Below are 25,632 nucleotides of genomic sequence, written 5' to 3'. Positions count from 1 at the left end.
GTGGAAAATAATTTCAATCACTCAAAGAAAGGCTGATAAACAAGACGAAAAGCAACACTATTTCCCTATAGGCTGTATTTTTCGACGTACATCTTTGGAGATTTCCAAAAACATATAATTCAATTTACCCGAATGAATTCCTTTCGCATTCTCCTTATATTTCTTATTCCCGTATTCTTTGGATTTCTCAAAAGTAAGTAATGACATCTCATTCTGAGATTTACCGACCATCGTAGAGTCCAGCTGTTCATCCGGGAAAAAGTCATCCAAGTCCACATCACCAATCATTGTGGTTTCTAAAAAATTCATATCTTTATGAGAGTTATCCGTATAATAGCCAACAAACATATGTCCCGGCGTACGTACCAGAATCGGATCGATATTAATGGCACGCAGCAAGGAAGCAAAAAGTACGCTTCCATCTACACAGTTAATCTGTGAAGACTCCAAAGAATCATCAAACGTACGAACACGTTGAGAAAAGACGACATTGCTTGAAAGACTTGTATTAGATACGGAGCTATAACGGAACTTGCGTTTTTGTAGTACATTCCAAAGTGCATATACCTGTTTATCAACAGCGCCTTTAACCGGACTCTGATAACCTAGGAAACGATTCACGATACGAGTATTTAATGCTTCGCGAAGCAATTGATCAATCATCGGATTCTCCTCATTGACATAAGCAGCAAAGAAAATACCGGTATCATAAAACTTAACTCCTTTTGCCACATACCCCAACAGACATTCATTAATACTACGCACAGAGAATGTACGGACACGTTGCCCCAGATTCTCTCCATTTATCTCAACTTCCACCGCAACGCTGACGGGCTCTGCCTGCACATTATTTTTCAATGCTTCATAATTCCAAATAATATCCGGATAAATAGTATATTCCGTCCGGGGCTTATTCAATACAAATTCCGATACGGAACGGGAAAAGAAAGGAGTTTCCGCCACTTCAATCCGCACACGACTATAAGCTGTCCTTGATTTTATCCGGATAGCAATACACGATTTAGGATTTCCCAAATACAAAGAATCCGAAGGAGTGATTACTTGTGCATCCGTTGTAGCTACCGACAAGATAGCCGACGGAAAGATATTTCCTCCCAAATCGTCTACAATCTCAAAATCTTTATTGAAAGAAGTATATCTAAAGATGGACATACCTCCTATTATTAGTAAGACCGCTATAATGATACCGATTATTTCGCGTCGATGCTGCTTAAAGTCAATTTTTATCATTGCCTGTTGATGTATATTATAATGTATCTATCACATTTCCCTAACAAAGATAACAAATAGCAATCATTTATTCCTCATACATTCCACAAAAACTATTAAAATCTATGCCGGATAGCGCATTTTGTAGAATGTAATATGAATGTAATATTTGTTTCATCCGCCCGTAACAAAGTCTCCTCATCTTTGCGACAGAATAAAATAAAAATGTAACTTTGTCATATCACATTAATACATATAGATTATGAATGATTACCGCATTTTAGTTGTCGATGATGAAGAGGACCTCTGTGAAATTCTGAAGTTCAATCTGGAAAATGAAGGTTTTGAAGTGGATACCGCAAATTCTGCCGAAGAAGCATTGAAGATGGATATCGGCAGCTATAACCTGCTACTTCTCGATGTGATGATGGGAGAAATCTCCGGATTCAAAATGGCTAATATGCTAAAGAAGGATAAGAAAACGGACAAGGTGCCTATCATCTTTATCACAGCCAAAGATACCGAGAATGATACCGTTACAGGATTTAATCTGGGAGCGGATGATTATATTTCGAAACCCTTTTCTCTGCGTGAAGTCATTGCCCGCGTAAAAGCTGTTTTAAGACGTACAACGACTGCAGAAGCTGAACAAGCTCCCGAACGTCTTGTTTACCAGTCACTCGTGATCGATATTACCAAAAAGAAAGTAAGTATCGACGGTGAAGAAGTGCAACTTACCAAAAAAGAATTTGAAATACTGCTTCTTTTAGTACAAAATAAAGGACGTGTCTTCTCTCGCGAAGATATCCTTGCACGTATTTGGAGCGATGAGGTGTATGTTCTCGATCGTACCATCGACGTAAACATTACCCGTTTACGCAAGAAAATAGCCGAATACGGCAAATGTATCGTTACCCGCCTGGGATATGGATATTGCTTTGAAGCTGAATAATAAACAATTATGAACCTACCTGTCACACATAAACATTTTCTTTCTTTCAGCCGGAAGTTGTTCCTTTCGGTTATATCTCTATTTCTTGTATTCGCCATATGCTTTATCGCGTATCAATATCAGCGCGAAAGAGAGTACAAAATCGAATTGCTGAATACACAGTTACAAGATTACAGCAGCCGGCTATATGAACAATTAAATACCACATCGGCTATCGAAGAGGCAACCAATGAATATATCCGTAATCACTCTTTGAAAGATTTACGTGTAACGCTGATTGATTTACAGGGCAATGTGATATACGACAGTTATCAAACTTCCAATCACCCAATTGAAAACCACCTGAATCGCCCGGAAATACAAAAGGCACTGAAAAACGGTAACGGATTCGATGTACGCCGCACTTCGGAGACAACAGGAGTGCCATATTTCTATTCAGCTACTCGTTACGGAGATTACTTCATACGTTCGGCATTACCTTACAACGTCAGCCTGATTAATAATCTGAAAGCAGATCCACACTATTTGTGGTTCACAGTCATTGTATCTCTGCTATTAATTATCATCTTTTACAAGTTTACCAAGAAACTGGGAACTTCTATCAGCCAACTCCGAGAATTCGCCATGCGTGCCGATCGGAACGAGCCAATTGAGATGGAGATGAATTCTGCTTTTCCGCACAATGAACTTGGAGAGATCTCACAGCATATTATCCAGATATACAAACGCCTGCACGAAACTAAAGAAGCTCTTTACATTGAACGTGAAAAGTTAATCACTCACCTACAAATTTCACACGAAGGATTGGGGATATTCACCAAAGACAAGAAAGAAATTCTGGTGAATAATCTTTTTACACAATACAGCAACCTGATTTCAGACTCTAATCTGGAAACAACCGAGGAGGTGTTTGCCATTGAAGAATTGAAGGAAATCACTCATTTCATCAACAAGAATCAGCAACAGCGTTCCAGAGGTAAAGATGAAAAGAGAATGTCTGTGACGATCAATAAAAACGGAAGGACATTTATCGTAGAGTGTATCATTTTCCAGGACGCAAGTTTCGAGATTTCTATTAATGACGTTACCCAAGAGGAAGAACAGGTGCGACTGAAACGACAACTGACTCAGAATATTGCGCATGAACTAAAAACTCCAGTCAGTAGTATTCAGGGATATCTGGAGACTATTGTCAATAATGAGACAATCCCCAGAGACAAGATGAATACTTTCCTTGAACGATGTTATGCTCAAAGTAATCGATTGAGTCGCTTGCTTCGTGATATTTCTGTACTTACCCGTATGGATGAAGCCGCTAATATGATTGATATGGAGCGAATAGACATTAGTCTTTTAGTGGGCAATATCATTAATGAAGTATCTCTGGAGTTAGAAGAGAAACAAATCACTGTTGTCAATTCTCTCAAAAGAAGTATTCAAATCAAAGGGAACTACTCATTGCTTTACTCTATCTTCCGTAATCTGATGGATAATGCCATAGCTTACGCCGGAACAAACATCCAAATCAATATCAATTGTTTCCGTGAAGACGAAAACTACTATTATTTTAGTGTTGCCGATACTGGTGTTGGTGTATCTCCTGAGCATTTGAATCGCCTTTTCGAACGTTTCTATCGTGTGGATAAAGGACGTTCACGTAAGCTAGGTGGAACAGGGCTCGGTCTGGCGATTGTAAAGAATGCTGTGATTATCCATGGCGGGAGCATTTCTGCTAAAAATAATCCAGGAGGAGGATTGGAGTTCGTATTTACACTGGCTAAAGAAAAATAGATTTTATATAAAACAACTCCTTTCGGCTAAATGATACTTCGCACAGTCACATTTTGCGCATTACTTACAGTTTTTAATGAAGAATGAAGAATTACTTTGCAGCGTAATAGCGTAGCCAATTCTTCATTCTTAGTTCTTAATTTAATTCATTTCTGCACCGTTTGAACCAGCAAAACATGCTACACAATAAAAGATTTGTAGCAGTTTCGCTCTCATGCCCTCACTCTATGCTTGTATCCACCTATTGATCGGCATTTCAGCAGTGAGAGCAACTGTTAGGGCAGAGTGAGAGCAAATACTGGATCAAATTAATTTTCCCGATTGTATTTCTGTCATTTCAAAGCAGTTTTCCGTATATTATCACATTTATTAATACAATATTTCCACTACTTCACTCACTAAACTACCCATAATTTGGAGAGTTTTCTTAAAAACAGAACATCTTCAGCTAAACCATTTTTATATTCCGGAATATTCTTTCAGAAAACACTTTGAAGAAAGTAAAAAGGAAGCTATCTTTGTCTCAACGTATACGAAGAAAAGTTCAACGTAAAAACAGCAAGTTATGAAATCGAATATAAACTTCCTTCCCGTTCTTTGTTTTTTTCTTCTTTGCACTTCCTGCAAAAGCGGGAACGCTTCCAGTCAAAACAAGAATGAAATGCCACAAGATACCATTAAAGCCTTCACTTTGCCGTCCATTCCACAAATGATGACAGCTCCGGAGCAACGTGCAGACTTTCTAGTAAAACATTATTGGGATAACGTAAATTTTGCCGATACAAATTATATTCATCACCCTGACATCACAGAACAAGCATGGGCTGATTATTGCGATATCCTCAATCATGTACCTTTAACAACTGCTCATGAAGCGATTCGAAAGACCATCGAACAGACGAATGCAGATAAAAAAGTATTCTCTTATATCACAGATTTAGCGGACAAATATTTGTATGATCCTAATTCTCCGCTACGTAACGAAGAATTTTATATTCCTGTGCTTGAAGCGATGATCGCCTCACCCATACTGAATGAAACAGAAAAGATACGTCCGAAAAAACGTTTGGAACTTGCTCTCAAAAACCGTATTGGGACGAAAGCACTTGATTTCACATACACGTTGGCTTCTGGTACACAAGGTAATCTCTATAAGCTAAATGCCGATTACATCTTATTGTTCATCAACAACCCCGGTTGCCATGCATGTTCTGAAATGATCGGGCAACTAAAGAATGCTCCTATCATCAACAAACTTCTGAAAGAAAAGAAACTGATACTACTTTCTATTTATCCAGATGAGGAACTTGATGAATGGAGAAAACATCTGAATGAATTTCCTAAAGAATGGATCAATGCTTATGATAAAAAATTCACCATCAAAGAAGAGCAAATTTACGACTTAAAAGCAATCCCTACTCTTTACCTCATTGACAAAGAAAAAACCGTATTACTAAAAGATGCTACAGCACAAGCTATTGAAGAATATTTAGCCCTCCACTCATAACAACAATCTGATTATCTGCCACTTATCCCAATATCAAAAGAACGGATAATCAGATTATTTAAATTCCCTCCCTTTCTTTCTTGCATAAGAAAAAGAAACTATCTATCTTTGTCCCACATTGGTTTGCAACTCTCAAGCGAGGGAAGCGATTAAAAGGGAATCAGGTGTAAATCCTGAACAGTCCCGCTGCTGTAATTTCCATATATTATGTTGTGAGCAACCTAACTCATGAGCCACTGGATTAGTTTTTCCGGGAAGGCGTTCACAACAGGAACAAGTCAGAAGACCTGCCATGTAATCTATTTCACTGCTTTCGAGGAAAAAGCGTTGAATCTAATGAACCGGACCATTCGTCTATCATTTCATTCACCACTCTGATTCAGAGAAAGTATGTAGTAAAGATAAACTCTGCCAAGTTTATTATGCGTGTCCGGTCGAAGGGATTTCGCCCGGACACTTTTATGAAGAATGTTTTATGGATTGTATTTATAAGCAATTTTCTAAAATCAATAAAATATGAACTTAAAAAAACTATTTAAATCGTTTCTATGTCTGGCTACAGTGCTTGTCATTGCATCTTGTTCTAACGATGATTGTGATCTCGAACACATCGAGAAATTACAAGGATTGCCAGCCCTGAAAGAAGGCACTTTCCCAGAAGAAAACCTAACCCTTAATGTCGGAGAACAATTTGTGTATTCACCCAAAGCCAGTAGTCTCTTAGATATATACTATCAATGGTATCAGAATGGTGAGGATATGTCTACAGCCCCCTCATTCACTTTCCTTGCCGAACGTCCAACTCGTACAAAAGTAGTATTGGAGCTTAGCAATGATCTTGGAAAGGTAACTTTGGAAAATAAGGTGATTGTCCCTGGAGCTGACTATTCAAAAGGTTGTTTCGTAATTAACGAAGGCTGGTTTGGACATGAAACAGGAAGTATTTCATTTTATAATTACCAAACTAATAACATGGATCATTGGTGTTATAAAAATCAAAACTTCGGTGATGTTTTAGGGGGCACTACACAATCAGCAACATTATGGAATGGAAAATTATATGTTTGCTCTAAAGAAAATAATCAATTAGTGATGATGGATCCTAAAACTCTTTATGTTGAGAAAAATGCAGGTCGTTTATTACCTAAAGGAAGACAAGCCTATGAATTTATCGGTATCAATGACCGCTACGGTGTAATAACAGCTAATGGCGATTTCTATCGGGTAGACCTAAATACATTCGAAGCAGTAGGAATCTCTACAGGCAATAGCTGGGGAGGTTGTGGAAGTGGTATAGTCTACAATAATAAACTTTTGCTTAATGTAAAAGGACAAAAGATATATGTTATTGATCTTGAGACCTTATGTGGCGACCTATCTCAATACAATTGGCAAAACCAGTTCCCCTTCGAAACATTAGATATAAAAACTACCGGAGGCACTCGCTTTGTCCAATGTGGTAATGACCTCTACACAGTAGAGACAATTAAAGAAAATGTAGAGAACAACTTGGTAAAAATCAGTACAGATTGGAAAATAGAGAAGAAAGCAATTCATAGTAACTACATTCCTTCTTCTTTTGGAAGCTACAGGGAAGCTAATTTCTGTGGAACTCCAGATGGCACCTTCTATTATATTGCTGGTGGAAAAATATACAAAGTAACTTTTGATAATCCTGCTCCTACCGAAGCATTCATTAATTATAATAAGGAAGGATATCACTTCTATGGTGCAAGTATTCGTATCAACTCCGAAACCAATGAATTGTTAGCAAATTATCTGACTGAAGATTATCAGAAAAATCTAATAGTAAGATTCAATGCTAAAACCGGAGAAAAAATATCAGAAGTAGCTTATGATGGATACTACTTCCCCGCTACATTCATTTTCAATTAATCGCAAAAACAGAAACTAATGAATAAATTACATTCAATTTTATTGATAGCATGTGTATCTATAGGCTTTGCCTCATGCAGCGATGATGATTGCGAAGACTTACACCTCGACAATCTGGCACATTACCCAAATGTATTAAAAGGAACATTCCCTACTGAAAACCAAGTTCTGAACATGGGAGAAACATTGGAAATCACTCCGAAGTTACTCAATCCGGAAAATACAACTTATTCCTGGCTCATCAATGGAGAAGAATATTCCAATGAACGCACTTTCAGCTATAAGGTAGAAAAACCATGCCGAGCTAATCTTACCTGTATCATCAGTAATGAATATGGTAAGGTAGAAATGAATACAAGTTTCAATTCTAATCATGACTTCTCAAAAGGATTCCTCTATATTGATGATACTTTTAACTTCTATGATACAGAAAAGAAAGTAAAATATGAAGATTGCTATAGTTCTTTAAATGCCGGTAAAAAGTTAGGAGCCGATAAACCAAGTATTTGCAGCAATAATGGAAAACTATATATTCTAAACAACAGTAGCACAAGTAATGCAGACCACCTTTTTGTTGTTGATTCGAAAACTCTCTACTATGAGAAATCGGCAACGGTTGGAACTCATTTGCATGGTATGGTCATACTGAATGATCAATATGCATTGGCAGGAGGAGATGGAATACGACGTATCAACCTTAAATCTCTAAGCAATGTCAGCCTTACAAAGAACAGCTCCTATAGCCTATTCAATGGAGTTGTATACAATGGAAAAGTTCTAGTGAATGATACTTATGGAGATCCCTCCCAAGTTAAATGTTATAATGTAAGTGACCTATTAGCAGCTAAAGAAAACGAAATGCCTTCAGCTACAGAACCGGGACTTGATATAATACAAAATCAGAAAATAAATTTTGTACAAGCAAAAGATGGCAACGTATACACACTTGAGTCTACGGACGAAGGTTGTAGCATTGTTCAAATCGACAAAAACTTTACAGTACAAAAAACTCCTATCAATTTTAAACCGGCAAAAGGTCCGTATTGGTCAAGCCCCACAGTTGGTATGGTTGCGGCAGAGACAGAGGGAGTCATTTATATTGCGTCTGTTGACAATAACATTTATAAATATGTCATTGGTGATCCCAACTCTATCAAAGAACCTTTCATCTCAGCCGATGAATCCGAATTACCAATTGCTGCGACATTACAATTAAACCAGAAAACCGGCGAACTATACGTCATTTATGGTGAACAATGGGAAGATTATAAAATTGTCACTTATAACAAGAATGGAGAACTAATTAATTCCATTGTTTGTGGTGAGAATGGTCCTTCTCATATAATATTCAATAATTAAACAGATACAAATTATGAAAAAGCATTGGTATGTTTTAGCTATCATAGCTACTATTTTCTCTTCATGTGGAAATGATCATGATGAGCCTCTTCCAAACAATGATGGAGAATTAAAAGTATTGGAGTACTGTCCTGCACCGGGACAGTTTATCAACGACGGCTTCAATTGCCAAACAATGGAAGAAGCAAACGCCTACGCAGAAGAGCGTTTCAAAAAGAAAGGATATGTTTCTTTAGGAGCATTTGGAGGTTATATAACAGTAAAAATGCCAAAAGAAATCAAGAACCGTAAAGGATATGACTTTGCAATTATTGGTAACCCATTTTCCGACAGTTCCGAACCGGGGATCGTATGGGTATCAAGGGATGATAACGGTAATGGAAAAGCGGACGATGTTTGGTATGAACTGAACGGAAGCGATGAAACGACTCGCGACTATTCAGTAACATATTACAGACCTGACGAAATAGGAGACATTCCTTGGGAGGATAATCAAGGAGAATCAGGTACAATCACATACCTTCCTCAATTCCATAAACAAATGTATTATCCCAATTGGATAAAAAGTAGTTTATATACATTAACAGGAAGTATGCTAGAACCACGTACAGAACAGGTTAGTGGAGAATGGCATAACAAAGACTTCGGAGAAGGATATGCTGATAATTGGGGAAAAGATATTGCCAAAGATGAATATGGTAACTATCGTTACAACCAATTCGATCTAGATAATGCTGTTGATTCGAACGGTGATCCGGTGCAACTGGAAAGCATTCATTTTGTAAAAGTACAAAGTGCAATTCTAAAAAATGCAGGAGTAATTGGTGAAGTCTCTACCGAAGTAGCAGGTTTCAAAGCATTCTGAAAAAAAATATATATAACACAAGAAAAGTCGGAGTTTCTCGAAAAGAGACTCTGACTTTTTTCATTCTATCAACCGAAAATATGCCAGTATGCAGGAATTGGCGTAAAGGCATTACCCAATGTATATCCTCCCTCCAGCTACCCAAGTTAATACAAAATCGGAATTAATACGATAACCCACATCAAACAGTTGTTTCTGTTCTGTGACATATTCCCGAAGTTGAAACTGTCCTTCTTTCTGAGGGATAAAAGGGGATAAACAAAGTTTCCGTAAGTCAGCATCGGGATCTTTCATGTATTTAAAAACTGTTTCTTTAGCTGACCAATGTAATAATAATCCCCACGTAATATCCTCTTGATAAGAACCAACCTGTTCATCCGGACGTATAAAACGATCGATGACTTTGTGAATACGTTTTCCATACTGTTCAATATCAATTCCCACCGGTACTTCCGAACTCAGGATGACTGCTACATACCCTTTGGTATGAGAAATACTAATATAAAAGGAACCATCTACCAAATAAGGTTTACCACTGGATTTATATCCGATTTCTTTCTTCTCTCCCAAGAGGGTAAATAACAAAACACGAACCGATAACCATTCCTGTCTCCGATGCTCAGATGTAAACCGTTGGATCTCTTTTTCGTATTCCGCTTTCAACGAAACAGGCAAAAGATTCAATAATTCCTCTATGCCCTCGTCCATCTTCCAGACTGCCCACTGCCAGGAATGTTCTTTATGTTGCAGAAATAAAGCCATCTTACTCTTTTGACTTCTGACTCTCTACTGGATTGATAGTGAATTTGACTTTCAAGATACGCCGACTATCCATTTCCAACACTTCAAACTCATAATGATGATACGTTACTTTTTCATGCAGTGCAGGAAACTCTCCCTTAATTTCAAGCAACATACCAGCCAATGTATCCGCATCCCCTACTACCTTCTCAAATTCATTCTCGTCTACTTTCACAATTTTATAGAAGTCTGTCAGCTGAGTCTTTGCCTCAAACACCCAAGTATAATCATTCAACTTCACATATGTACGTTCTTCGTCATCATATTCATCGTGGATCTCACCAACAATTTCCTCAATAATATCTTCCATCGTCACCAGACCGGAAGTTCCCCCAAACTCATCTACAACAATAGCAATATGTATCTTATTAGCCTGAAAATCACGTAAAAGATCATCGATCATCTTCGTTTCAGGAACAAAATAAGCTGGACGAATCAACGACTGCCAACGGAAATTATCTCCCTTATTAACATGTGGCAGAAGGTCTTTTATATAGAGTACTCCCTTGATATTATCCCTTGAGGCGGAATAAACAGGAATACGCGAATAAGCATTCTCAATGATACATTGCATCACTTCCTTAAAAGGTGTACGAATATCCAAATCGACCATATCCAGACGCGATGTCATCACCTCTTTTACAGTCTCACCACCAAAACGTATAATCCCTTCCAAAATATTGTTTTCTTCCGAGATTTCAGCCTTATCCGTAAGTTCCAGAGCATGAGAAAGTTCATCGACAGAAATATTATGATTCTTCTTAGCGAAATGTTTATTCAGAAAAGCGGTAGAATGCACCAGAACAGAAGCAACCGGACGAAATACCTTTTCAAGGAAATAAATTCCCGGTGCAGAGAAACGACAGAAAGCCAACGTTTTCTGTGCCGAATAAATCTTTGGCATTATCTCACCAAACAACAATAACAAGAATGTAAGAATAACAGTCAATATCAGAAACTCTGCAAAAGGAGAATGGAAAGAAAACACATTCATGAAGAAAAAGTTGCAGAGCATAATAATCGTAACGTTCACAAAGTTGTTCGTAATCAAGATAGTTGCCAACAAACGTTCTGAATCACTCAAAAGTGCACTGATCTTATTGTCAGAAGGATGATTTTGTTCTTCAATATCATTTAGATCCGAAGGACCAAGAGAGAAAAAAGCGATTTCAGAAGCCGAAGCAAAACCAGAAGCAAGCAGAAGAATACCTGCCAGCACTATGGCTATAATAGCAGAGATAGAAGGAGTTTGTACGGTAATACCGTTGAAAATATCAGCCAATTGGCTTAAATAACCATCTGAGTCCAAAGAATATATATTTTAATTAAACAAAAAATAATGCGCCAATGGGTTTATGCAACTCATTGACACATTATCACAGTATTTAGAACGGTAAATCATCCGCCGAACCACCTTGTGCGGATTGTGTCTGAGAAGGTTGCGCCTGTTGCACAAGATTAGATTGCGCCGGAGCAGCCTGTTGTCCGGCAGAAGTTCCCATACCCGAGTTAGCACCCTTAGGGCTCAACATTTCCATATTATCTACATAAACCTCGGTGATATAACGCATCGCTCCTGACTGGTCACTATAAGAACGAGTTCTTATCTTTCCTTCCAGATACAACTTATCACCTTTATGCACATATTTATCTACAATTTCAGCTAAACGGTTTGAAGCTACGATATTATGCCATTCTGTTCTTTCGGGAACCTGAGTTCCATTTGCCAACGTATAAGCACGATCTGTTGTAGCCAAAGGGAAAGTAGCCACAGCCGATCCCGTATCAAAGTATTTCACTTTCGGATCTTGTCCTACATTTCCTAATAATATCACTTTATTTACTGACATATATGTATCGGATTTATCATTCAAAAATTAAATCTGCTGCCAAAATTAAACAGAATAACAATAGAATGCAAGAATTGTTGTTACTTTTATTTCAAACCGACATGCTTCTCAATAAAAGTATGTACTAGCTTAGAAACTGCATACCGCTCGAGTTCGTCCGTTTTTATTTTCTGATAATTAATGAAGGAAGCCGAATCTTCGGGTAACGTTACCTCATAGAAATTAGCATAAATTACCCGATGAGACAAGACGTGCTTCACATCCCTGCAGACAGTACGTACCACTGGCTTCTCTCCCTTGGCAATCAATGACTGAAATTCCGGCAAAGTCAGAAACTCTTCTTCAGTCATAGAAACAGGAGTTTCAATCAAAGGAAACTCAAACAGATTCTTCCAGATATCATTTGCTGTACGTTTATTTATATATGTATACGCGCCCACACGTACATAAATATAATTGAAATAGCGATAGGCCGTTTTCGTTTTATGCTGCTTGACCGGAAGTAATGCCACGCGTCCTGTAGCCAAAGCCGAACAGCTTTCCGCTAACGGACAAAACAAACAGTTGGGCGATTGTGGAGTACACTGTATCGCGCCGAAATCCATAATTCCCTGATTATATAACGCCGGATGTTTCTTATCCAGCATTTCATTCGCCAAAGCAGCAAAGAGTTTCTTCCCTTCCGTCGAATCAATCGGCGTATCTATCCCAAAGTAACGCGAAAGAACCCGGTATACATTACCATCTACCACCGCATAAGGCATTCCATAAGCGAAAGAACAAATAGCCGCGGCTGTATACTCCCCCACTCCTTTCAATGATAACACCTCCTTATACGTTTTCGGAAAAACACCTTTCATACTCCTGGCAGCAGCATGAAGATTACGGGCACGAGAGTAATATCCCAGCCCCTGCCAATACTTCATCACTTCATCTTCATCAGCGTCTGCCAACGTCTGTACATTGGGAAACCGTCCGATAAAACGGAGATAGTAATCATATCCCTGCGCCACACGCGTCTGCTGAAGAATAATCTCGGAAATCCATATCAAATAAGGGTCCGATGATTCTCTCCAAGGCAAATCTCGTTTGTACTCATTATACCACTCTATGATCGTTCTTGTAAATTCATTCATTGCACACAAAAGGATTCGTCTAACAATTATCTTGTATATGCTATTCAAAAGACACACAAAAGTAACTCTTTTGACTCTAAGAAAACTTAATGCCTCCACTTTTTTAGAAAATGTGCAGAATATATTCCCAAGAACTCAAAAACATATATTCGGGATAGCCACTGAATATCAATAAATCGAAATTAGATCAATCATTATTTTGAAAATTATCCAGTCCTTATTTAAACAAGTTAATAAAGTCATCACCTGCTTTTAAGGCACATGATAACACTTTTTCCAGTGGTTCTCCATCATCTCCGGCGTAATATCCGCCTGTCTGTACAATAGTCTGTTTACGCAATACTTGATAACCAGAAGTGTCCAACCAAAACAAATCCCAAACTGACTGATAACATACCATTGTTCCTTGTGATTGCGAAACATTATCTCCTCCCCAAGAATAGGTATGAGGAAAAGCAGGAGGAGATTTATAGCTACTAAATTCGTTTTTAGAATCAAAAGTAAAATTTATATCACGTATAACAGCAACCAATCCGGCATTAAACCGTTTGTTGATATCCTCCACTTCCTGCTCATCGAATATTTTTCTCTTACTCTCCACTAAAGCAGTGGGTGTTTTACTCTTCAAGAGTTCAGTCACCCTACGTGCAATTATATTATTGAAGAATTGATATTCCACACTTCCCTGCCAACGCGAAAAAGAATAGTTTGCCTGATTCGGATTATAACGTTTATATCGATTATACGGAGATTCATACTCTACAGTCGTTTTTTTCTGCTGACTGATATTCAAATCCTTTGCAATCGTATCTTGCATACTTACAATTAGTACACGCATACTGTCCAAATCAATTGAATGACTGTCAATCCGTACAGAATCCGTTTTTTCTACTTGATAAAAAGAGGTGAAAACGCTATACTTCTTACTTGCACATCCTATGAACAGAGCTATAGAAATCATTGATAAAATTATTCGTTTCATTCTAATCATTTATTTAATGTTCTTTATGATTCTGTAAAACATACTGTCCTAAACGTATATCTCCATGACTTGTATAAGTAAAGTACAAATAGTGTTCAAAGTTACCTTTACATTTCTCATTGTACAATTCAACTTGACAACTTTTCATAGAAAGAGTATTATTAGACGTAGGAAGACCATATATTCTAAGTCGGTAAGGTGATAATAACTCTATGGATACAGGAGAAGGATACAATCTTTTTTGTCCATACGTATCTATAATATATACCCGTATCTTATTAACGTCCATATAATTTGCTTCATCATGAAAATGGTTATAATCTTGTGTTTCTATAATTACACTATTTGAGTATCCGTAATCTAACATAACAGAATAGCTCAAATAATCTTTAAAACAATCATTTATAGAACCTGCATCTATGGTCTCATCTGGATTTATCCGAATCACACCTGAAGTATTACATTGATAGCAACTACGACAAGAAAGGCTATACGAAACATCATAGGCCTTATTAGTTGATGATGGTGGAAAACCAATAGTAAACGAACTATTGGCAGAAAGAAAATTTTCTTCTTTGTATATAAATCCATTTTCCCCCCAACATCTAAATGTGAATTCATGATCATTATCATGATTTACACAAGATAAATGCACATTCGCTATCCTTCCTATACCACTGATACTAACAGTAGGAATACATTTATTTTTCGAATTACAAACATAATTATAGTTTGCCAATTCCAATTGTTTCTCACTTTCATTCTCGAACATTTGATCCTGTACACAAGAACTAATACTTATCGAAACAAACAAAACACAATAAAAATAAAATAACTTTTTCATATTCATTTAATTTATCGGTTAATGTATCACTTTTCAATATTTAATCATATTCATATTTACAGCACTGTAACTTTGTTCTTTTTTGATTGGGGCAATGCACTACAAACAATTAACTTACCCGTTTTTAAATTCAACTGTATAAAATTAACAAAAATGAATGTATATCTTTCTTTTAGCAAACCTAGATATTTTTTTAGTAAAACAGTTTTCAAAAATGATATTTGTATTTAAAAATATGACACTTATACTATTAAAGTTATACATTTCTAAGTAAAAACGATTGTAAAATATGAAAACCAATTAATGTCGATAAAATTTGTTTCCCTTCCAAATAATCTTTTTATCCAACTTAATGAGCTATTCAATCGTATTCCATTACCTGTTTTTCAGAAAAATAGAAAACGTTCTATTTTTTATTTCTCTAATCATCTGTTAACATGCCGGCTTCCTATAATGTCAATTGAAACTTTATACCTATTATATATAGATGAGTTCTCTATACCTTCCAGAAAAATTCGATTTCGAATAACAAAGAACATCTCATAATCAACTTAATAACATATAATCTCACGACTTTTTCTAAAAATAGTCCGAAATATATTTTTTAGAGCCACTAAAAAGCTATATATTTGCAGTCCAAAAAATTAGCAATAACAGAGTAATAATATTTTTTTTGAGAAAAAATGACTAAAGCAGATATTGTAAACGAGATTACAAAGAAAACCGGAATTGACAAGGTTACAGTCCTTACAACAGTGGAAGCATTCATGGATGCTGTGAAAGATTCTTTGTCAAAAGATGAAAATGTGTATCTTCGCGGATTTGGCAGTTTCGTAGTGAAGAAAAGAGCACAAAAGACAGCTCGTAACATTTCAAAGAACACTACCATCATCATTCCGGAACACAACATTCCGGCGTTCAAACCGGCTAAGACATTTACAATCTCAGTGAAGAAATAATAAACAAGAGTATTAACCAATAAAATTGTGAAGCTATGCCTAGCGGAAAAAAGAAAAAAAGACATAAAATGTCTACGCACAAGCGTAAAAAAAGACTAAGAAAGAACAGACATAAAAGCAAAAAATAATTTTTAAGTCTGAGTCAAAACAGAATAAAGAACAAACTTGCGAAGCTTATGTCTTTCAAGTTTGTTCTTTGTTTAAGTAGCTGACCTTAATGAACAAAATGTAAAAAAAGTTGTTCATTGTATTGAGATTCAACTAATATAATTTAAGGAAAGGAAACTGTGACAAGTGAACTAGTAGTAGACGTACAGCCCAAAGAGGTCTCCATCGCCCTTCTCGAAGATAAGAGTCTGGTGGAACTTCAAAGCGAAGGAACAAACATTTCTTTCTCTGTGGGTAATATGTATTTGGGACGTATCAAGAAATTGATGCCCGGACTGAATGCATGCTTTGTGGATGTCGGTTACGAGAAAGACGCTTTCCTTCATTATTTAGACCTGGGACCTCAATTTAACTCACTCGAAAAGTTTGTAAAGCAAACTCTAAGCGACAGAAAGAAGCTGAACTCCATCAGCAAAGTAACCATGCTTCCTGACCTTGACAAGGATGGCACTGTAGCCAATACATTAAAGGTCGGACAAGAAGTAGTGGTGCAAATCGTTAAAGAGCCTATTTCGACTAAGGGTCCCCGATTAACGTCCGAAATTTCTTTTGCCGGACGCTATTTGGTACTGATTCCCTTCAACGATAAGGTTTCTGTTTCCCAAAAAATTAAATCGAGCGAAGAACGTGCCCGCCTAAAACAACTGCTAATGAGCATCAAGCCGAAAAATTTCGGTGTCATTGTGCGAACGGTAGCCGAAGGCAAACGCGTAGCCGAACTCGACGGAGAGCTTAGAGTCTTAGTCAAACATTGGGAAGATGCAATGACCAAAGTGCAGAAAGCCACCAAGTATCCGACGTTGATTTATGAAGAGACAAGCCGCGCTGTAGGTTTGCTACGCGACCTCTTCAATCCTTCTTTTGAGAATATATACGTCAATGACGAGGCTGTATACAATGAAATCAAGGACTACGTTACGCTGATCGCACCTGATCGTGCCAACATCGTGAAACTGTACAAAGGGCAACTTCCCATTTATGACAACTTCGGTATCACCAAACAAATTAAATCGTCGTTTGGTAAAACAATCTCTTACAAGAGTGGTGCCTACCTGATTATTGAGCACACTGAGGCGCTTCACGTAGTAGACGTGAACAGCGGTAACCGCACCAAGAATGCCAACGGGCAGGAAGGTAACGCACTCGAAGTAAACTTGGGAGCCGCTGACGAACTGGCTCGCCAACTGCGATTGAGAGATATGGGTGGTATCATTGTCGTAGACTTCATCGACATGAATGAAGCCGAAAACCGTCAGAAGCTTTACGAACGTATGTGTGCCAATATGCAAAAAGACAGGGCACGTCATAACATCCTGCCTCTCAGCAAATTCGGACTGATGCAGATTACGCGCCAACGTGTGCGTCCAGCCATGGACGTAAACACGTCCGAAACTTGCCCTACTTGCTTTGGAAAAGGTACCATCAAGCCGTCCATCCTCTTTACGGACACTCTCGAGAGTAAAATTGATTATCTGGTCAATAAACTGAAGGTGAAGAAATTCTCGCTACACGTCCATCCGTATGTGGCCGCCTACATCAATCAGGGACTCATGTCTCTGAAACGTAAATGGCAAATGAAGTACGGATTCGGTATCAAGATCATTCCTAATCAAAAACTCGCCTTTCTTCAATATGTGTTCTATGATACACATAGGGAGGAAATCGATATGAAGGAAGAAATCGAAATCAAATAACAGAAAAGGCGACTCGAACAGATCGAGCCGCCTTTTGTTATAAAAGAGGATGCCAATGGGGAACATTATAGTGGGCATCCTCTACAGGAGTAGGTTTCAAAGGATATACTTTCACAAGCACAGTCTTCTCCTTCTCTACACCTTATTTTCTTCACACAATCATTATGAAGAAAGGGGTCTTGATAGATATTATTTTGCAATACAAATACTAACGCGATTTTCTTCGGGAGTATCATAAGGTTGCACAGTATCACCTTTAAAATCGATCGTGATTCTTTCCGCTGCAATCCCTTTCGCTTTCAATGCTTCTGCCACATTCTTCGCGCGCATTTCCGAAAGTTTAGAATTAATTCTTGCATTTCCGGTATTCACATCAGCATAACCGGTTACTGTCACTTTTGAAGCAGGATATTTTTCCAGATATTCAACTAAAAAAGCAATCTTAGCTTGTTGATCATTTCGAATTCGCGCAGAATTCAGAGCAAAGAAAACATTTTGTTTCATAGGTTCAACAGTAGCAACTTCTGCCTTTGGTTTCGGTTGTTCCACTACAGGGGTAGGTTTCGGTTGTTCTGTTACCACAGTTTCCGGTTCATAATATACCGGAGCTATCTTTTTATAACTCTTTCCGAGTTTAATACTCAAACCGACTAAAGCATTGATTTGCCAATCACAGTTTCCTGCTTTCTTCGAATTGAATTTATCTGATAATAAATTTGCATTTGCTTCAATATTAATAGCCAGACGATCATTTAAACGGAGGTCACAACCTAATCCCAAACGTCCGGCAACCAAATTTTTACTATTTTTCCAAAGATATTCCATTTCATAGGTTTTCGTATCCAGTGCATTTGCTTCGTCATTATCAAATGCATGATTCAAACCCACTCCAGCAAAGAAATAACCATTAAAGACACGTTTCGGATTGAATCCACAAAACAAAGAACTGAGGTCTGCCATGATATCGGCATTTCCTTGCAAATATTTATATTGATAATCTTGCTTCGGGCTAACCCAACCACCTTTGGCTTGCCAACCGCTGACTCCAATACGTACTCCGAATGCCGGAGCAAATTTATATCCGACATTGAAAGCCGCAGCCGGAGAGATAAGATCGACAAATTTTGCTTCACCAATGGTATGAGCAGCTCCTGCTTGTGCCTGTATGAACCAATGAGGATGAAAGATAACCTTAGCTGGTTCTTTTATCTGCCGTTCTTGTGCAAAAGTCATTGTAGTACAGAGTAATACTACTAAGCTGATTAAAATATTTTTCTTCATAAGTCTACAGTTAATAATAAAGTTCTGCAAATTTCTCCAATCCATCTTATATATTATTCTTTATGAAAGAAGGCATTCTCTCTTTCAAAAGAGAACGCCTTCCTTTTTAGATTTCATTGAAATCCTAATAAGATTTCAATTATTTAGTTTCGCCAGAATTAACAGTCAATACTACGATTGTCATTTCCGGGTCAGCCAATGTCGGAGACCACTTAGTGTTTACATATACAGGAACTGCAATCTGGAATGCCTGTTGGATATGAGCACCACTATTGTTTTTGAATGTCAGAGATTTTGCACCTGCTTCAGACGGAGTAGCTTCCAATACATATTTGTCTTTAAAGTCACTCCATTTGCTTGCTTTAACATCCGGAGAGATAACAATGCTTTCTCCTTGTTTCTTCAAGTTTGTAGTTGCATTAGTCAAATCCCAAGTTACACCACCTACATTGTACCACTGAACTAACTTGTTAGTAGGCTCAAATTCTTTACCGTCAGCCCAAACTGTACGTTTCAAACCGAAGGTTTCTTTGATAGTAGCGATCTTTTCAACGCTGATAGTAGAACCACCAGTCAGCAAGTCTTTGAATGATTCCTTAACTTCATCCAATGTCATAGCCAACGGATTAATGAAATTAACCAGGAAGTGATCAAGTTCAACAGTGATATTTGCACAGTTAGTAGCAACAAGTTTCACCGGAACATTCTTTCCTAACAATTCCTGAGCAGTTGAAGTTGCGAAACTGTGAGCGTTAGCAGAAGGAGTTTCCTCATACAAACGGATGATACCACCATTAATTTCAGCAGCTTTTACGTTGTTTTTGTACAAGCTAGTACCATTGAGACGTACGCTCCATTCTTTACCAAGAAGAACTTTAACGCGTGCTTCATCAAATTGGAACTCTGCGTCATCTGCGTTAGAAACCAGATCAATAACATCTGTAATACCAGTATTCTTATTGTAACCCTTCAACATATCAGCGATCAACTGACAATCATAGAATTTGCTGATACCATAAACAGCATCGTCAGTCAGAGCAGGATTAACCTGGAATGCCTTATTAATGTTGCTAGTAGTCAAATCAGCTGTATTCCAGTATGTCTGTATATAACCGGCAACAAATGCCATCTTATCAACAGTCAATGTCAATACAATCTTGAATGTATAAGTTTCAGCGTCATCGCTCTTTCTGATATAACGTCCGTATACTGTTCTTACAGCCTTACCTGCATCATATTCTTCCTTAGTCAATTGAATATTAGCAATATCCCACTGCAAGTTGAATGTTGTAACAGATCCAGCTGCAGGAACCTCCTGAATAGTACCCAGTGTAGTAACAGCAGGAGTACCAGCCTTAGCAGCGTCCAAACTTGCATAAACATTACCATCCAGCTTGTACAATTCGTGGAATTCTTCCTTGCTGATACCGTTTTGTTTAGCTACAGTGTAGATCTTATCATTCATTTCAGCTGTACCTACGATACCTACATAAGGAGTATTACAAGCAAACTTGGTGTTCGGAGTAAATGCTGCGATTAATTCTCCCAGATCCTTATTTACTCTTTCACTTGTCCAAGCAATCTTAAAGTAACGTACATCTACCACTTCCTTGTTAGCAGTATTTCTCAAAATTACCTGTACCAGAGGTTCACGACCAATAGCATCTCTATTCAGAGCTTCTCCATTACGAGAACGAGAAGAGATAACACCTTCTTTGCTGATTGTAGCAAATTCCTTCTGGTTAGTAGACTGCTCTGCATTGTCTTTCAACAAATAATCTACTAAGTTAAATTCGAAAGCCAATCCGTAGTCTGCAGCATTGTATTTATTTCCTTCTTTATCGCAAACTTCAACCAATGTATTCAGATTCAAAGTATTGTCAGTATATGCCAGATGTTTCAAGACAAATTGTCCTTCTGTAGTACATACGTCAGTTGCTTTAGCAGCATCATGAATAGTTGAATAATTCCAGAAATGAGCAATATCTGCATCTTTCTCAGTTTCAGCTTCCTGATTATGGATAAACGGAATAGCAGAAGTTTCGGCCAAACGTGCCCAGTCAGAAGTTACAACCGGTGAAATACCTTGTTGTTCTTCTTCAGGAGTCAGTGCAATTTCGGCCTGAATAGCCATCATAGCAAATTTCTCTACATTTTCCTTATCAGAAACCTGATTGAATGAACCTTCACTCAATTTCTTCAAGTTTACAGTTACCTTACCGGCAGCACTAATATCAGCAATAGTAGCAGAAACCTTTTCACCAGATCTGGTCTTGATTTCATTAGTAGCATCGTTAGTAATTACGGTCAGCCCCTTGATACTTGACTTTTTAACGCTACTCGGGTTAGCATAATAATAAGCAGTAGTTTTTCCGTCATTGATAGAAGTTTCTTTATTTCCATCAGCCTCGTCAGCCAGCAGTTTGTTCCAAGGAGTATATTTCAAAGTTGCAAAATTGACAACTTCAATACCATTGATGAACTGAGACGGTGCAAATGTCAAGGCAGTCAGACGTTGAGAAAGTAAATCAGTCAACGTGTTCAATCCTGTCTGGAAATTGCTAACCTCAGTAGAAAGAGCTGACAATTCAGATTTCAGATTACTAATGCTTTCTGCATTGCTACTTACTTTTGTTTTCAATTCAGTCATTTCAGCGAGTAATGTACTCAACTTTGACTTCATTTCCGGAAGTTCAGTTCCTAAATTCAGATTCTCAATGGCAGCTTTGAAACTTTCCAATGCTGAAATCTGTGTTTTAAGAGCAGTTTCAGCAGCAGCTAATTGTTCTTTGGTAGCTAATTTATCCAACTGACCGTTGATAGAATTAAGAGTAGCATCAATCGCTGCTATCTTTTCATCATACTGATCCATCGAACCCTTTAGCTCATTGACTAATTTCTGTGCTTCTTCAATAGCTTCAGCTTTAGCAGTAGCAGCAGCTTCTTTTGCAGCAGCCTCAGCTTTCTCTGCACTTGTTTTTGCATCCTCTGCGGCTTTTTTAGCTGAAGCAATTTCTTGCTTAGCAGCGTCCAATGCATTCTGAAGTTCTTTAACCTTCGCGTCCAATGTTGCCTGATTTGCATCCACACGTTCACTCAAACTGTCGATGTCGTCATCATAGTCTTTACAAGACGTAAATGTGCCTGATGAAACCGCCAACAGCGCTCCAAACAGGGCTACACTTAAAAACTTTTTGTTCATAATAAAAAACTTTTAATTTATAAATTAAAAAAAATAAAATATAGTCTCTAGTTGTCTAATTGAAAACCTCCTACCTTGCCTCATTCATTTTCATATAGCCTCCTAACTATTCATTTGATAACAACGAATTTACCCCGTTACTTCGTAGGTAACGGGAACACCTTTGCACCAGCTCTCTGAGAGCCATCTAAACGAAAAACCAGATAAAACGACATTGAAACATATTTACCCCTGCTTTCGAAAAAGAGCAGAGGGGAGGAAAATCTTTGTTATATATTGGAAGGTAACAAAAGTACTGATACAAAGAAATCCGTAGTTTTATTGTGCTATTTTCTTTTTTTTAGTAGTTTATCAGAAAAAATATCATTTTTGTTTGCTTGTTTTCCAAAATATCTCCATATTTGCACCGCTATTAAGTTCCGTTACCTACGAAGTAACAGACTAAAATTCAACACATTAAACCTGAGACAAAGCATTTTACATAATCTATTACACGTTTATTTGCTTCATCAATTTTTTTATTCCTGAAAGGTTTTAGGTAAGTCTCGGTAACAGTAATAGAAGAATGTCCCATAGCTTCAGAAATGATTCCCGGATGAATTTCGCAATAATAGGCAGTTGTAGCCCAGGTATGGCGGGCACTATATGAACTCAGCCTGTCACCTAATCCCAGTATTTCGCCCAACAACATGAGTTGCCGATTGAAACTGCGAAGAGCCAGCTGATATTCACGATACGCTTCCCGAGTACCCTCACGACTTGTCAAAAGCGGAAATAAATACGGTGAGGTGCTGTTCCTATTTACATATCTATTCAAGATCGACATAGCTTCCGGAGTTAATGTCACCGACAAAGGACGCCCCGTTTTACGTCTACGGTAAGTCAATACATTATCACGCAAATCACTTTTGCGAAGATAGACAAGATCGACAAAAGGCAGTCCACGAAGCAAAAACATCAAAACAAATAAATCCCGAGTACGCCGCAATACAGGAATACTGGCAAAAGTATCCGGCAACCTAGTAAATACCTTTTTTATGTCTTCATCGTTCAATGCCCTACGGTGGTCCGCTTTTGTTCCGGTATAGACCGAACGGAACAAATAAGGCACATAAGGAGCCTTACGGCTATCCACCGCCCGATTGTAAACCGCTCGTAAAGTACGCAGATAAGTGGAAACCGTATTCCAACTACATCCTCGGCTACGAAGATGAATTTCAAAACCTTTCAGCCATTCCGGAGTCACTTCCCGAAAAGCCAAATCCCCATTCCCATGAAAAGCAATAATGGCATTGAGACTGCTCCTATATACGTGCGCAGTTCCAAAGTTTCCCCCCATTTGGAGCCTATCGGCTACTTGCTTCATAAATGTCGCTAACTTCATTATTTTACTACTCATTAAAGAATTAGACCATAAATATATATCATATCCCGTTCTCAAACTTTTTCGATAGACATATATTTTGTTATTGATTCAATCACCCGACAGAACGGTTTTTCATCGGGTAGCCAATAACAAATAAGAAGTATAGTTGTTTTCAGACAATAGAAGGCAAACCGTTTTCAAACACTAGATTAAGAGTATATATATTAATAATAGTATAAAAGCGATACCGAATCAGGATGACAGAGTATTAAAAAACATTGAACTGCACACCCAAAGTTGGACACCAAACTTTAGAAGCGCAGTTCAATATGAAATGTAACAGGGATAAAAATTCACTTTCAGAATATCTTCTATTTCACGAACAGATCCCTCTTTATTTCACCAGATTTAAAGACAATCATTTCAACAAGATACCAATAACAATAGTATCAAATAGTATTCATATAAATATTTTCACTAAATAACCCCATAATATCCAACAAACAAAGCAATGATAAGAGTTTATTTACAAAGCCAATCTATAAATCTCTTCACTATCTTTTTGGGTAAGTTGAACGTAGTTGCCAACCAACTCACCCTTGTTACGATGCAAGCTATCAGCCAATCGATCAATATCAGGATTTTCGATACCTAATTCCGCAAAGGTAACAGGTAATCCAATAGATTTGAAAAAGGCTTTCAGACGAGAGATTCCTTCAAGCGCAACAGATTTCTTATCTTCTGATTCCGGCACTCCCCATACGCGTATTGCATATTGGGCAATTTTATCTACATGATGTTCGACCATCCACGTCATCCAGGCAGGGAAAATAACTGATAATCCGGCTCCATGTGTCACGTTATAAATAGCACTTATTTCATGTTCCAGAAAATGGGAAGCCCAGTCTTCTTCACAACCAACTCCACACGTACCGTTATGAGCGATTGTTCCACACCACATCAAGTTGGCTCGCGCACCATAGTTTTGCGGTTCTTTCATCACAGTAGCGGCTTCTTTGATGATAGCAAGCAAAGTTCCTTCACAAAGACAGTCGCCTATTTCCACTTCTTGGGTATTGGTGAAGTAGCGTTCCATAATGTGCGCCATCATATCCGCAATACCACAGGCAGTTTGGAAAGGAGGAAGTGTATATGTCAATTCCGGATTCATCACTGCAAAAACAGGACGAAGCAAACTAGGAACACGAAGACTGAGTTTCTGTAAACCATCTACCTTGGTTATGACTGTGTTACCGGAACCTTCGCTTCCGGCAGCAGGAATAGTCAGTACGACAGCTACTTTCAAGGCCTTCGTCACGATAGATTTCCCGATATAAAAATCCCAGAAGTCACCGTCATAAGGAGCTCCGGCAGCAATGGCTTTTGCGGTATCAATGACCGAACCTCCTCCTACGGCAAGCATCATATCTACCTGTTCTTTACGGCAAAGCTCTATTCCTTCATACACTTTCGTATCAACCGGATTGGGTTGTACACCACCAAGCATACAATAAGCGATACCTGCTTCCTGCAAGGATTTTTCCACACACGCCAGAAGTCCGCTACGAACCACAGAGCCACCGCCATAAACCACCATTACTTTATGTGCACCATATTTCTTTACCAACACTCCGGTCTGAGCTTCCGTACCTCTTCCGAACACAAATTCGGTAGGACTGTAAAAGATAAAATTATTCATTGTCGTACATATTATAAGCCCGACAAATTTAAAAAATTAGATAGAATAAA

The 25,632-nt window shown here is 38.0% G+C and carries 19 protein-coding genes and 1 riboswitch; of the genes, 8 read left to right on the top strand and 11 right to left on the bottom strand.

All coding sequences use genetic code 11. The annotated features are described in order from the left end of the window. Nucleotides 1–57: 57 nt before the first annotated feature. Nucleotides 58–1,251 carry a hypothetical protein gene (locus EJF25_RS14765; protein WP_125041811.1) on the bottom strand — a complete coding sequence of 398 codons (1,194 nt, stop codon included), beginning with the start codon at nucleotides 1,249–1,251 and terminating at the stop codon, nucleotides 58–60. A 241-nt stretch (nucleotides 1,252–1,492) separates the two neighbouring features. On the opposite strand from EJF25_RS14765, the gene phoB reads away from it, so the two are divergent. The 6 genes from phoB to EJF25_RS14735 all read left to right on the top strand — a co-directional run bounded on the left by phoB (nucleotide 1,493) and on the right by EJF25_RS14735 (nucleotide 9,600). Further along, nucleotides 1,493–2,182 carry a two-component system response regulator PhoB gene (gene phoB, locus EJF25_RS14760; RefSeq protein WP_125041810.1) on the top strand — a complete coding sequence of 230 codons (690 nt, stop codon included), beginning with the start codon at nucleotides 1,493–1,495 and terminating at the stop codon, nucleotides 2,180–2,182. Nucleotides 2,183–2,191: 9 nt separating this feature from the next. Then, complete coding sequence (gene phoR, locus EJF25_RS14755) at nucleotides 2,192–3,973, top strand: two-component system sensor histidine kinase PhoR (protein WP_125041809.1); 1,782 nt, start codon at nucleotides 2,192–2,194, stop codon at nucleotides 3,971–3,973. A gap of 565 nt (nucleotides 3,974–4,538) precedes the next feature. Then, nucleotides 4,539–5,480: a DUF5106 domain-containing protein gene (locus EJF25_RS14750; RefSeq protein ID WP_125041808.1), complete on the top strand. Its 942-nt coding sequence runs from the start codon at nucleotides 4,539–4,541 to the stop codon at nucleotides 5,478–5,480. A 101-nt stretch (nucleotides 5,481–5,581) separates the two neighbouring features. Further along, nucleotides 5,582–5,789: riboswitch (cobalamin riboswitch) on the top strand. A gap of 207 nt (nucleotides 5,790–5,996) precedes the next feature. Beyond that, nucleotides 5,997–7,376 (top strand): DUF5074 domain-containing protein, encoded by a 1,380-nt coding sequence (locus EJF25_RS14745; protein ID WP_125041807.1) that lies wholly within the window; start codon nucleotides 5,997–5,999, stop codon nucleotides 7,374–7,376. 18 nt (nucleotides 7,377–7,394) lie between these two features. Beyond that, nucleotides 7,395–8,735 carry a DUF5074 domain-containing protein gene (locus tag EJF25_RS14740; protein WP_125041806.1) on the top strand — a complete coding sequence of 447 codons (1,341 nt, stop codon included), beginning with the start codon at nucleotides 7,395–7,397 and terminating at the stop codon, nucleotides 8,733–8,735. Nucleotides 8,736–8,748: 13 nt separating this feature from the next. Beyond that, nucleotides 8,749–9,600 (top strand): cell surface protein, encoded by an 852-nt coding sequence (locus EJF25_RS14735; protein ID WP_125041805.1) that lies wholly within the window; start codon nucleotides 8,749–8,751, stop codon nucleotides 9,598–9,600. A gap of 111 nt (nucleotides 9,601–9,711) precedes the next feature. Here EJF25_RS14735 and EJF25_RS14730 read toward each other — a convergent pair whose 3' ends face one another. The 6 genes from EJF25_RS14730 to EJF25_RS14705 all read right to left on the bottom strand — a co-directional run bounded on the left by EJF25_RS14730 (nucleotide 9,712) and on the right by EJF25_RS14705 (nucleotide 15,213). Next, the gene (locus EJF25_RS14730) at nucleotides 9,712–10,362 is read right to left on the bottom strand and encodes a 4'-phosphopantetheinyl transferase family protein (protein ID WP_125041804.1); all 651 of its coding nucleotides are present in this window, start codon (nucleotides 10,360–10,362) and stop codon (nucleotides 9,712–9,714) included. 1 nt (nucleotide 10,363) lies between these two features. Beyond that, on the bottom strand, nucleotides 10,364–11,710 hold the full coding sequence (locus tag EJF25_RS14725) for a gliding motility-associated protein GldE (protein WP_125041803.1): 1,347 nt from the start codon (nucleotides 11,708–11,710) through the stop codon (nucleotides 10,364–10,366). A 76-nt stretch (nucleotides 11,711–11,786) separates the two neighbouring features. Next, the gene (locus EJF25_RS14720; protein ID WP_125041802.1) at nucleotides 11,787–12,251 is read right to left on the bottom strand and encodes a single-stranded DNA-binding protein; all 465 of its coding nucleotides are present in this window, start codon (nucleotides 12,249–12,251) and stop codon (nucleotides 11,787–11,789) included. 86 nt (nucleotides 12,252–12,337) lie between these two features. After that, nucleotides 12,338–13,387 (bottom strand): A/G-specific adenine glycosylase, encoded by a 1,050-nt coding sequence (gene mutY, locus EJF25_RS14715; RefSeq protein ID WP_125041801.1) that lies wholly within the window; start codon nucleotides 13,385–13,387, stop codon nucleotides 12,338–12,340. 217 nt (nucleotides 13,388–13,604) lie between these two features. Beyond that, a complete protein-coding gene (locus tag EJF25_RS14710) occupies nucleotides 13,605–14,369 on the bottom strand; it encodes a hypothetical protein (protein WP_125041800.1) in 765 nt (254 codons plus the stop codon). 13 nt (nucleotides 14,370–14,382) lie between these two features. Next, complete coding sequence (locus tag EJF25_RS14705; RefSeq protein ID WP_125041799.1) at nucleotides 14,383–15,213, bottom strand: hypothetical protein; 831 nt, start codon at nucleotides 15,211–15,213, stop codon at nucleotides 14,383–14,385. A gap of 683 nt (nucleotides 15,214–15,896) precedes the next feature. Here EJF25_RS14705 and EJF25_RS14700 point away from each other — a divergent pair. Then, nucleotides 15,897–16,172 (top strand): HU family DNA-binding protein, encoded by a 276-nt coding sequence (locus EJF25_RS14700; protein WP_025074398.1) that lies wholly within the window; start codon nucleotides 15,897–15,899, stop codon nucleotides 16,170–16,172. Nucleotides 16,173–16,459: 287 nt separating this feature from the next. Further along, the gene (locus tag EJF25_RS14695; protein WP_125041798.1) at nucleotides 16,460–18,034 is read left to right on the top strand and encodes an Rne/Rng family ribonuclease; all 1,575 of its coding nucleotides are present in this window, start codon (nucleotides 16,460–16,462) and stop codon (nucleotides 18,032–18,034) included. A 189-nt stretch (nucleotides 18,035–18,223) separates the two neighbouring features. Here EJF25_RS14695 and EJF25_RS14690 read toward each other — a convergent pair whose 3' ends face one another. From EJF25_RS14690 to EJF25_RS14670, 4 genes are all read right to left on the bottom strand, one after another. After that, nucleotides 18,224–19,315: an OmpA family protein gene (locus EJF25_RS14690; protein ID WP_125041797.1), complete on the bottom strand. Its 1,092-nt coding sequence runs from the start codon at nucleotides 19,313–19,315 to the stop codon at nucleotides 18,224–18,226. A 139-nt stretch (nucleotides 19,316–19,454) separates the two neighbouring features. Next, nucleotides 19,455–22,517 carry a hypothetical protein gene (locus tag EJF25_RS14685; RefSeq protein ID WP_125041796.1) on the bottom strand — a complete coding sequence of 1,021 codons (3,063 nt, stop codon included), beginning with the start codon at nucleotides 22,515–22,517 and terminating at the stop codon, nucleotides 19,455–19,457. A 448-nt stretch (nucleotides 22,518–22,965) separates the two neighbouring features. Then, nucleotides 22,966–23,904, bottom strand: coding sequence for a tyrosine-type recombinase/integrase (locus EJF25_RS14675; protein ID WP_200832920.1), 939 nt, complete (start codon nucleotides 23,902–23,904; stop codon nucleotides 22,966–22,968). Between the two features lie 505 nt (nucleotides 23,905–24,409). Continuing rightward, nucleotides 24,410–25,582, bottom strand: coding sequence for an iron-containing alcohol dehydrogenase (locus EJF25_RS14670; RefSeq protein ID WP_125041794.1), 1,173 nt, complete (start codon nucleotides 25,580–25,582; stop codon nucleotides 24,410–24,412). Nucleotides 25,583–25,632 lie beyond the last annotated feature (50 nt).

The organism is Bacteroides faecalis, assembly GCF_003865075.1.
GTDB classification, from domain to species: Bacteria; Bacteroidota; Bacteroidia; order Bacteroidales; family Bacteroidaceae; genus Bacteroides; species Bacteroides faecalis.
Note: the sequence above shows the minus strand (reverse complement) of the source record. Positions and strands in the feature narration are given on the sequence as shown.

What these genes read in the sequence shown, in the direction of transcription:
- EJF25_RS14765 (WP_125041811.1), bottom strand. Translation starts at nt 1,251, where the DNA reads ATGATAAAAATTGACTTTAAGCAGCATCGACGCGAAATAATCGGTATC.
- phoB (WP_125041810.1), top strand. Translation starts at nt 1,493, where the DNA reads ATGAATGATTACCGCATTTTAGTTGTCGATGATGAAGAGGACCTCTGT.
- phoR (WP_125041809.1), top strand. Translation starts at nt 2,192, where the DNA reads ATGAACCTACCTGTCACACATAAACATTTTCTTTCTTTCAGCCGGAAG.
- EJF25_RS14750 (WP_125041808.1), top strand. Translation starts at nt 4,539, where the DNA reads ATGAAATCGAATATAAACTTCCTTCCCGTTCTTTGTTTTTTTCTTCTT.
- EJF25_RS14745 (WP_125041807.1), top strand. Translation starts at nt 5,997, where the DNA reads ATGAACTTAAAAAAACTATTTAAATCGTTTCTATGTCTGGCTACAGTG.
- EJF25_RS14740 (WP_125041806.1), top strand. Translation starts at nt 7,395, where the DNA reads ATGAATAAATTACATTCAATTTTATTGATAGCATGTGTATCTATAGGC.
- EJF25_RS14735 (WP_125041805.1), top strand. Translation starts at nt 8,749, where the DNA reads ATGAAAAAGCATTGGTATGTTTTAGCTATCATAGCTACTATTTTCTCT.
- EJF25_RS14730 (WP_125041804.1), bottom strand. Translation starts at nt 10,362, where the DNA reads ATGGCTTTATTTCTGCAACATAAAGAACATTCCTGGCAGTGGGCAGTC.
- EJF25_RS14720 (WP_125041802.1), bottom strand. Translation starts at nt 12,251, where the DNA reads ATGTCAGTAAATAAAGTGATATTATTAGGAAATGTAGGACAAGATCCG.
- mutY (WP_125041801.1), bottom strand. Translation starts at nt 13,387, where the DNA reads ATGAATGAATTTACAAGAACGATCATAGAGTGGTATAATGAGTACAAA.
- EJF25_RS14710 (WP_125041800.1), bottom strand. Translation starts at nt 14,369, where the DNA reads ATGAAACGAATAATTTTATCAATGATTTCTATAGCTCTGTTCATAGGA.
- EJF25_RS14705 (WP_125041799.1), bottom strand. Translation starts at nt 15,213, where the DNA reads ATGAAAAAGTTATTTTATTTTTATTGTGTTTTGTTTGTTTCGATAAGT.
- EJF25_RS14700 (WP_025074398.1), top strand. Translation starts at nt 15,897, where the DNA reads ATGACTAAAGCAGATATTGTAAACGAGATTACAAAGAAAACCGGAATT.
- EJF25_RS14690 (WP_125041797.1), bottom strand. Translation starts at nt 19,315, where the DNA reads ATGAAGAAAAATATTTTAATCAGCTTAGTAGTATTACTCTGTACTACA.
- EJF25_RS14685 (WP_125041796.1), bottom strand. Translation starts at nt 22,517, where the DNA reads ATGAACAAAAAGTTTTTAAGTGTAGCCCTGTTTGGAGCGCTGTTGGCG.
- EJF25_RS14670 (WP_125041794.1), bottom strand. Translation starts at nt 25,582, where the DNA reads ATGAATAATTTTATCTTTTACAGTCCTACCGAATTTGTGTTCGGAAGA.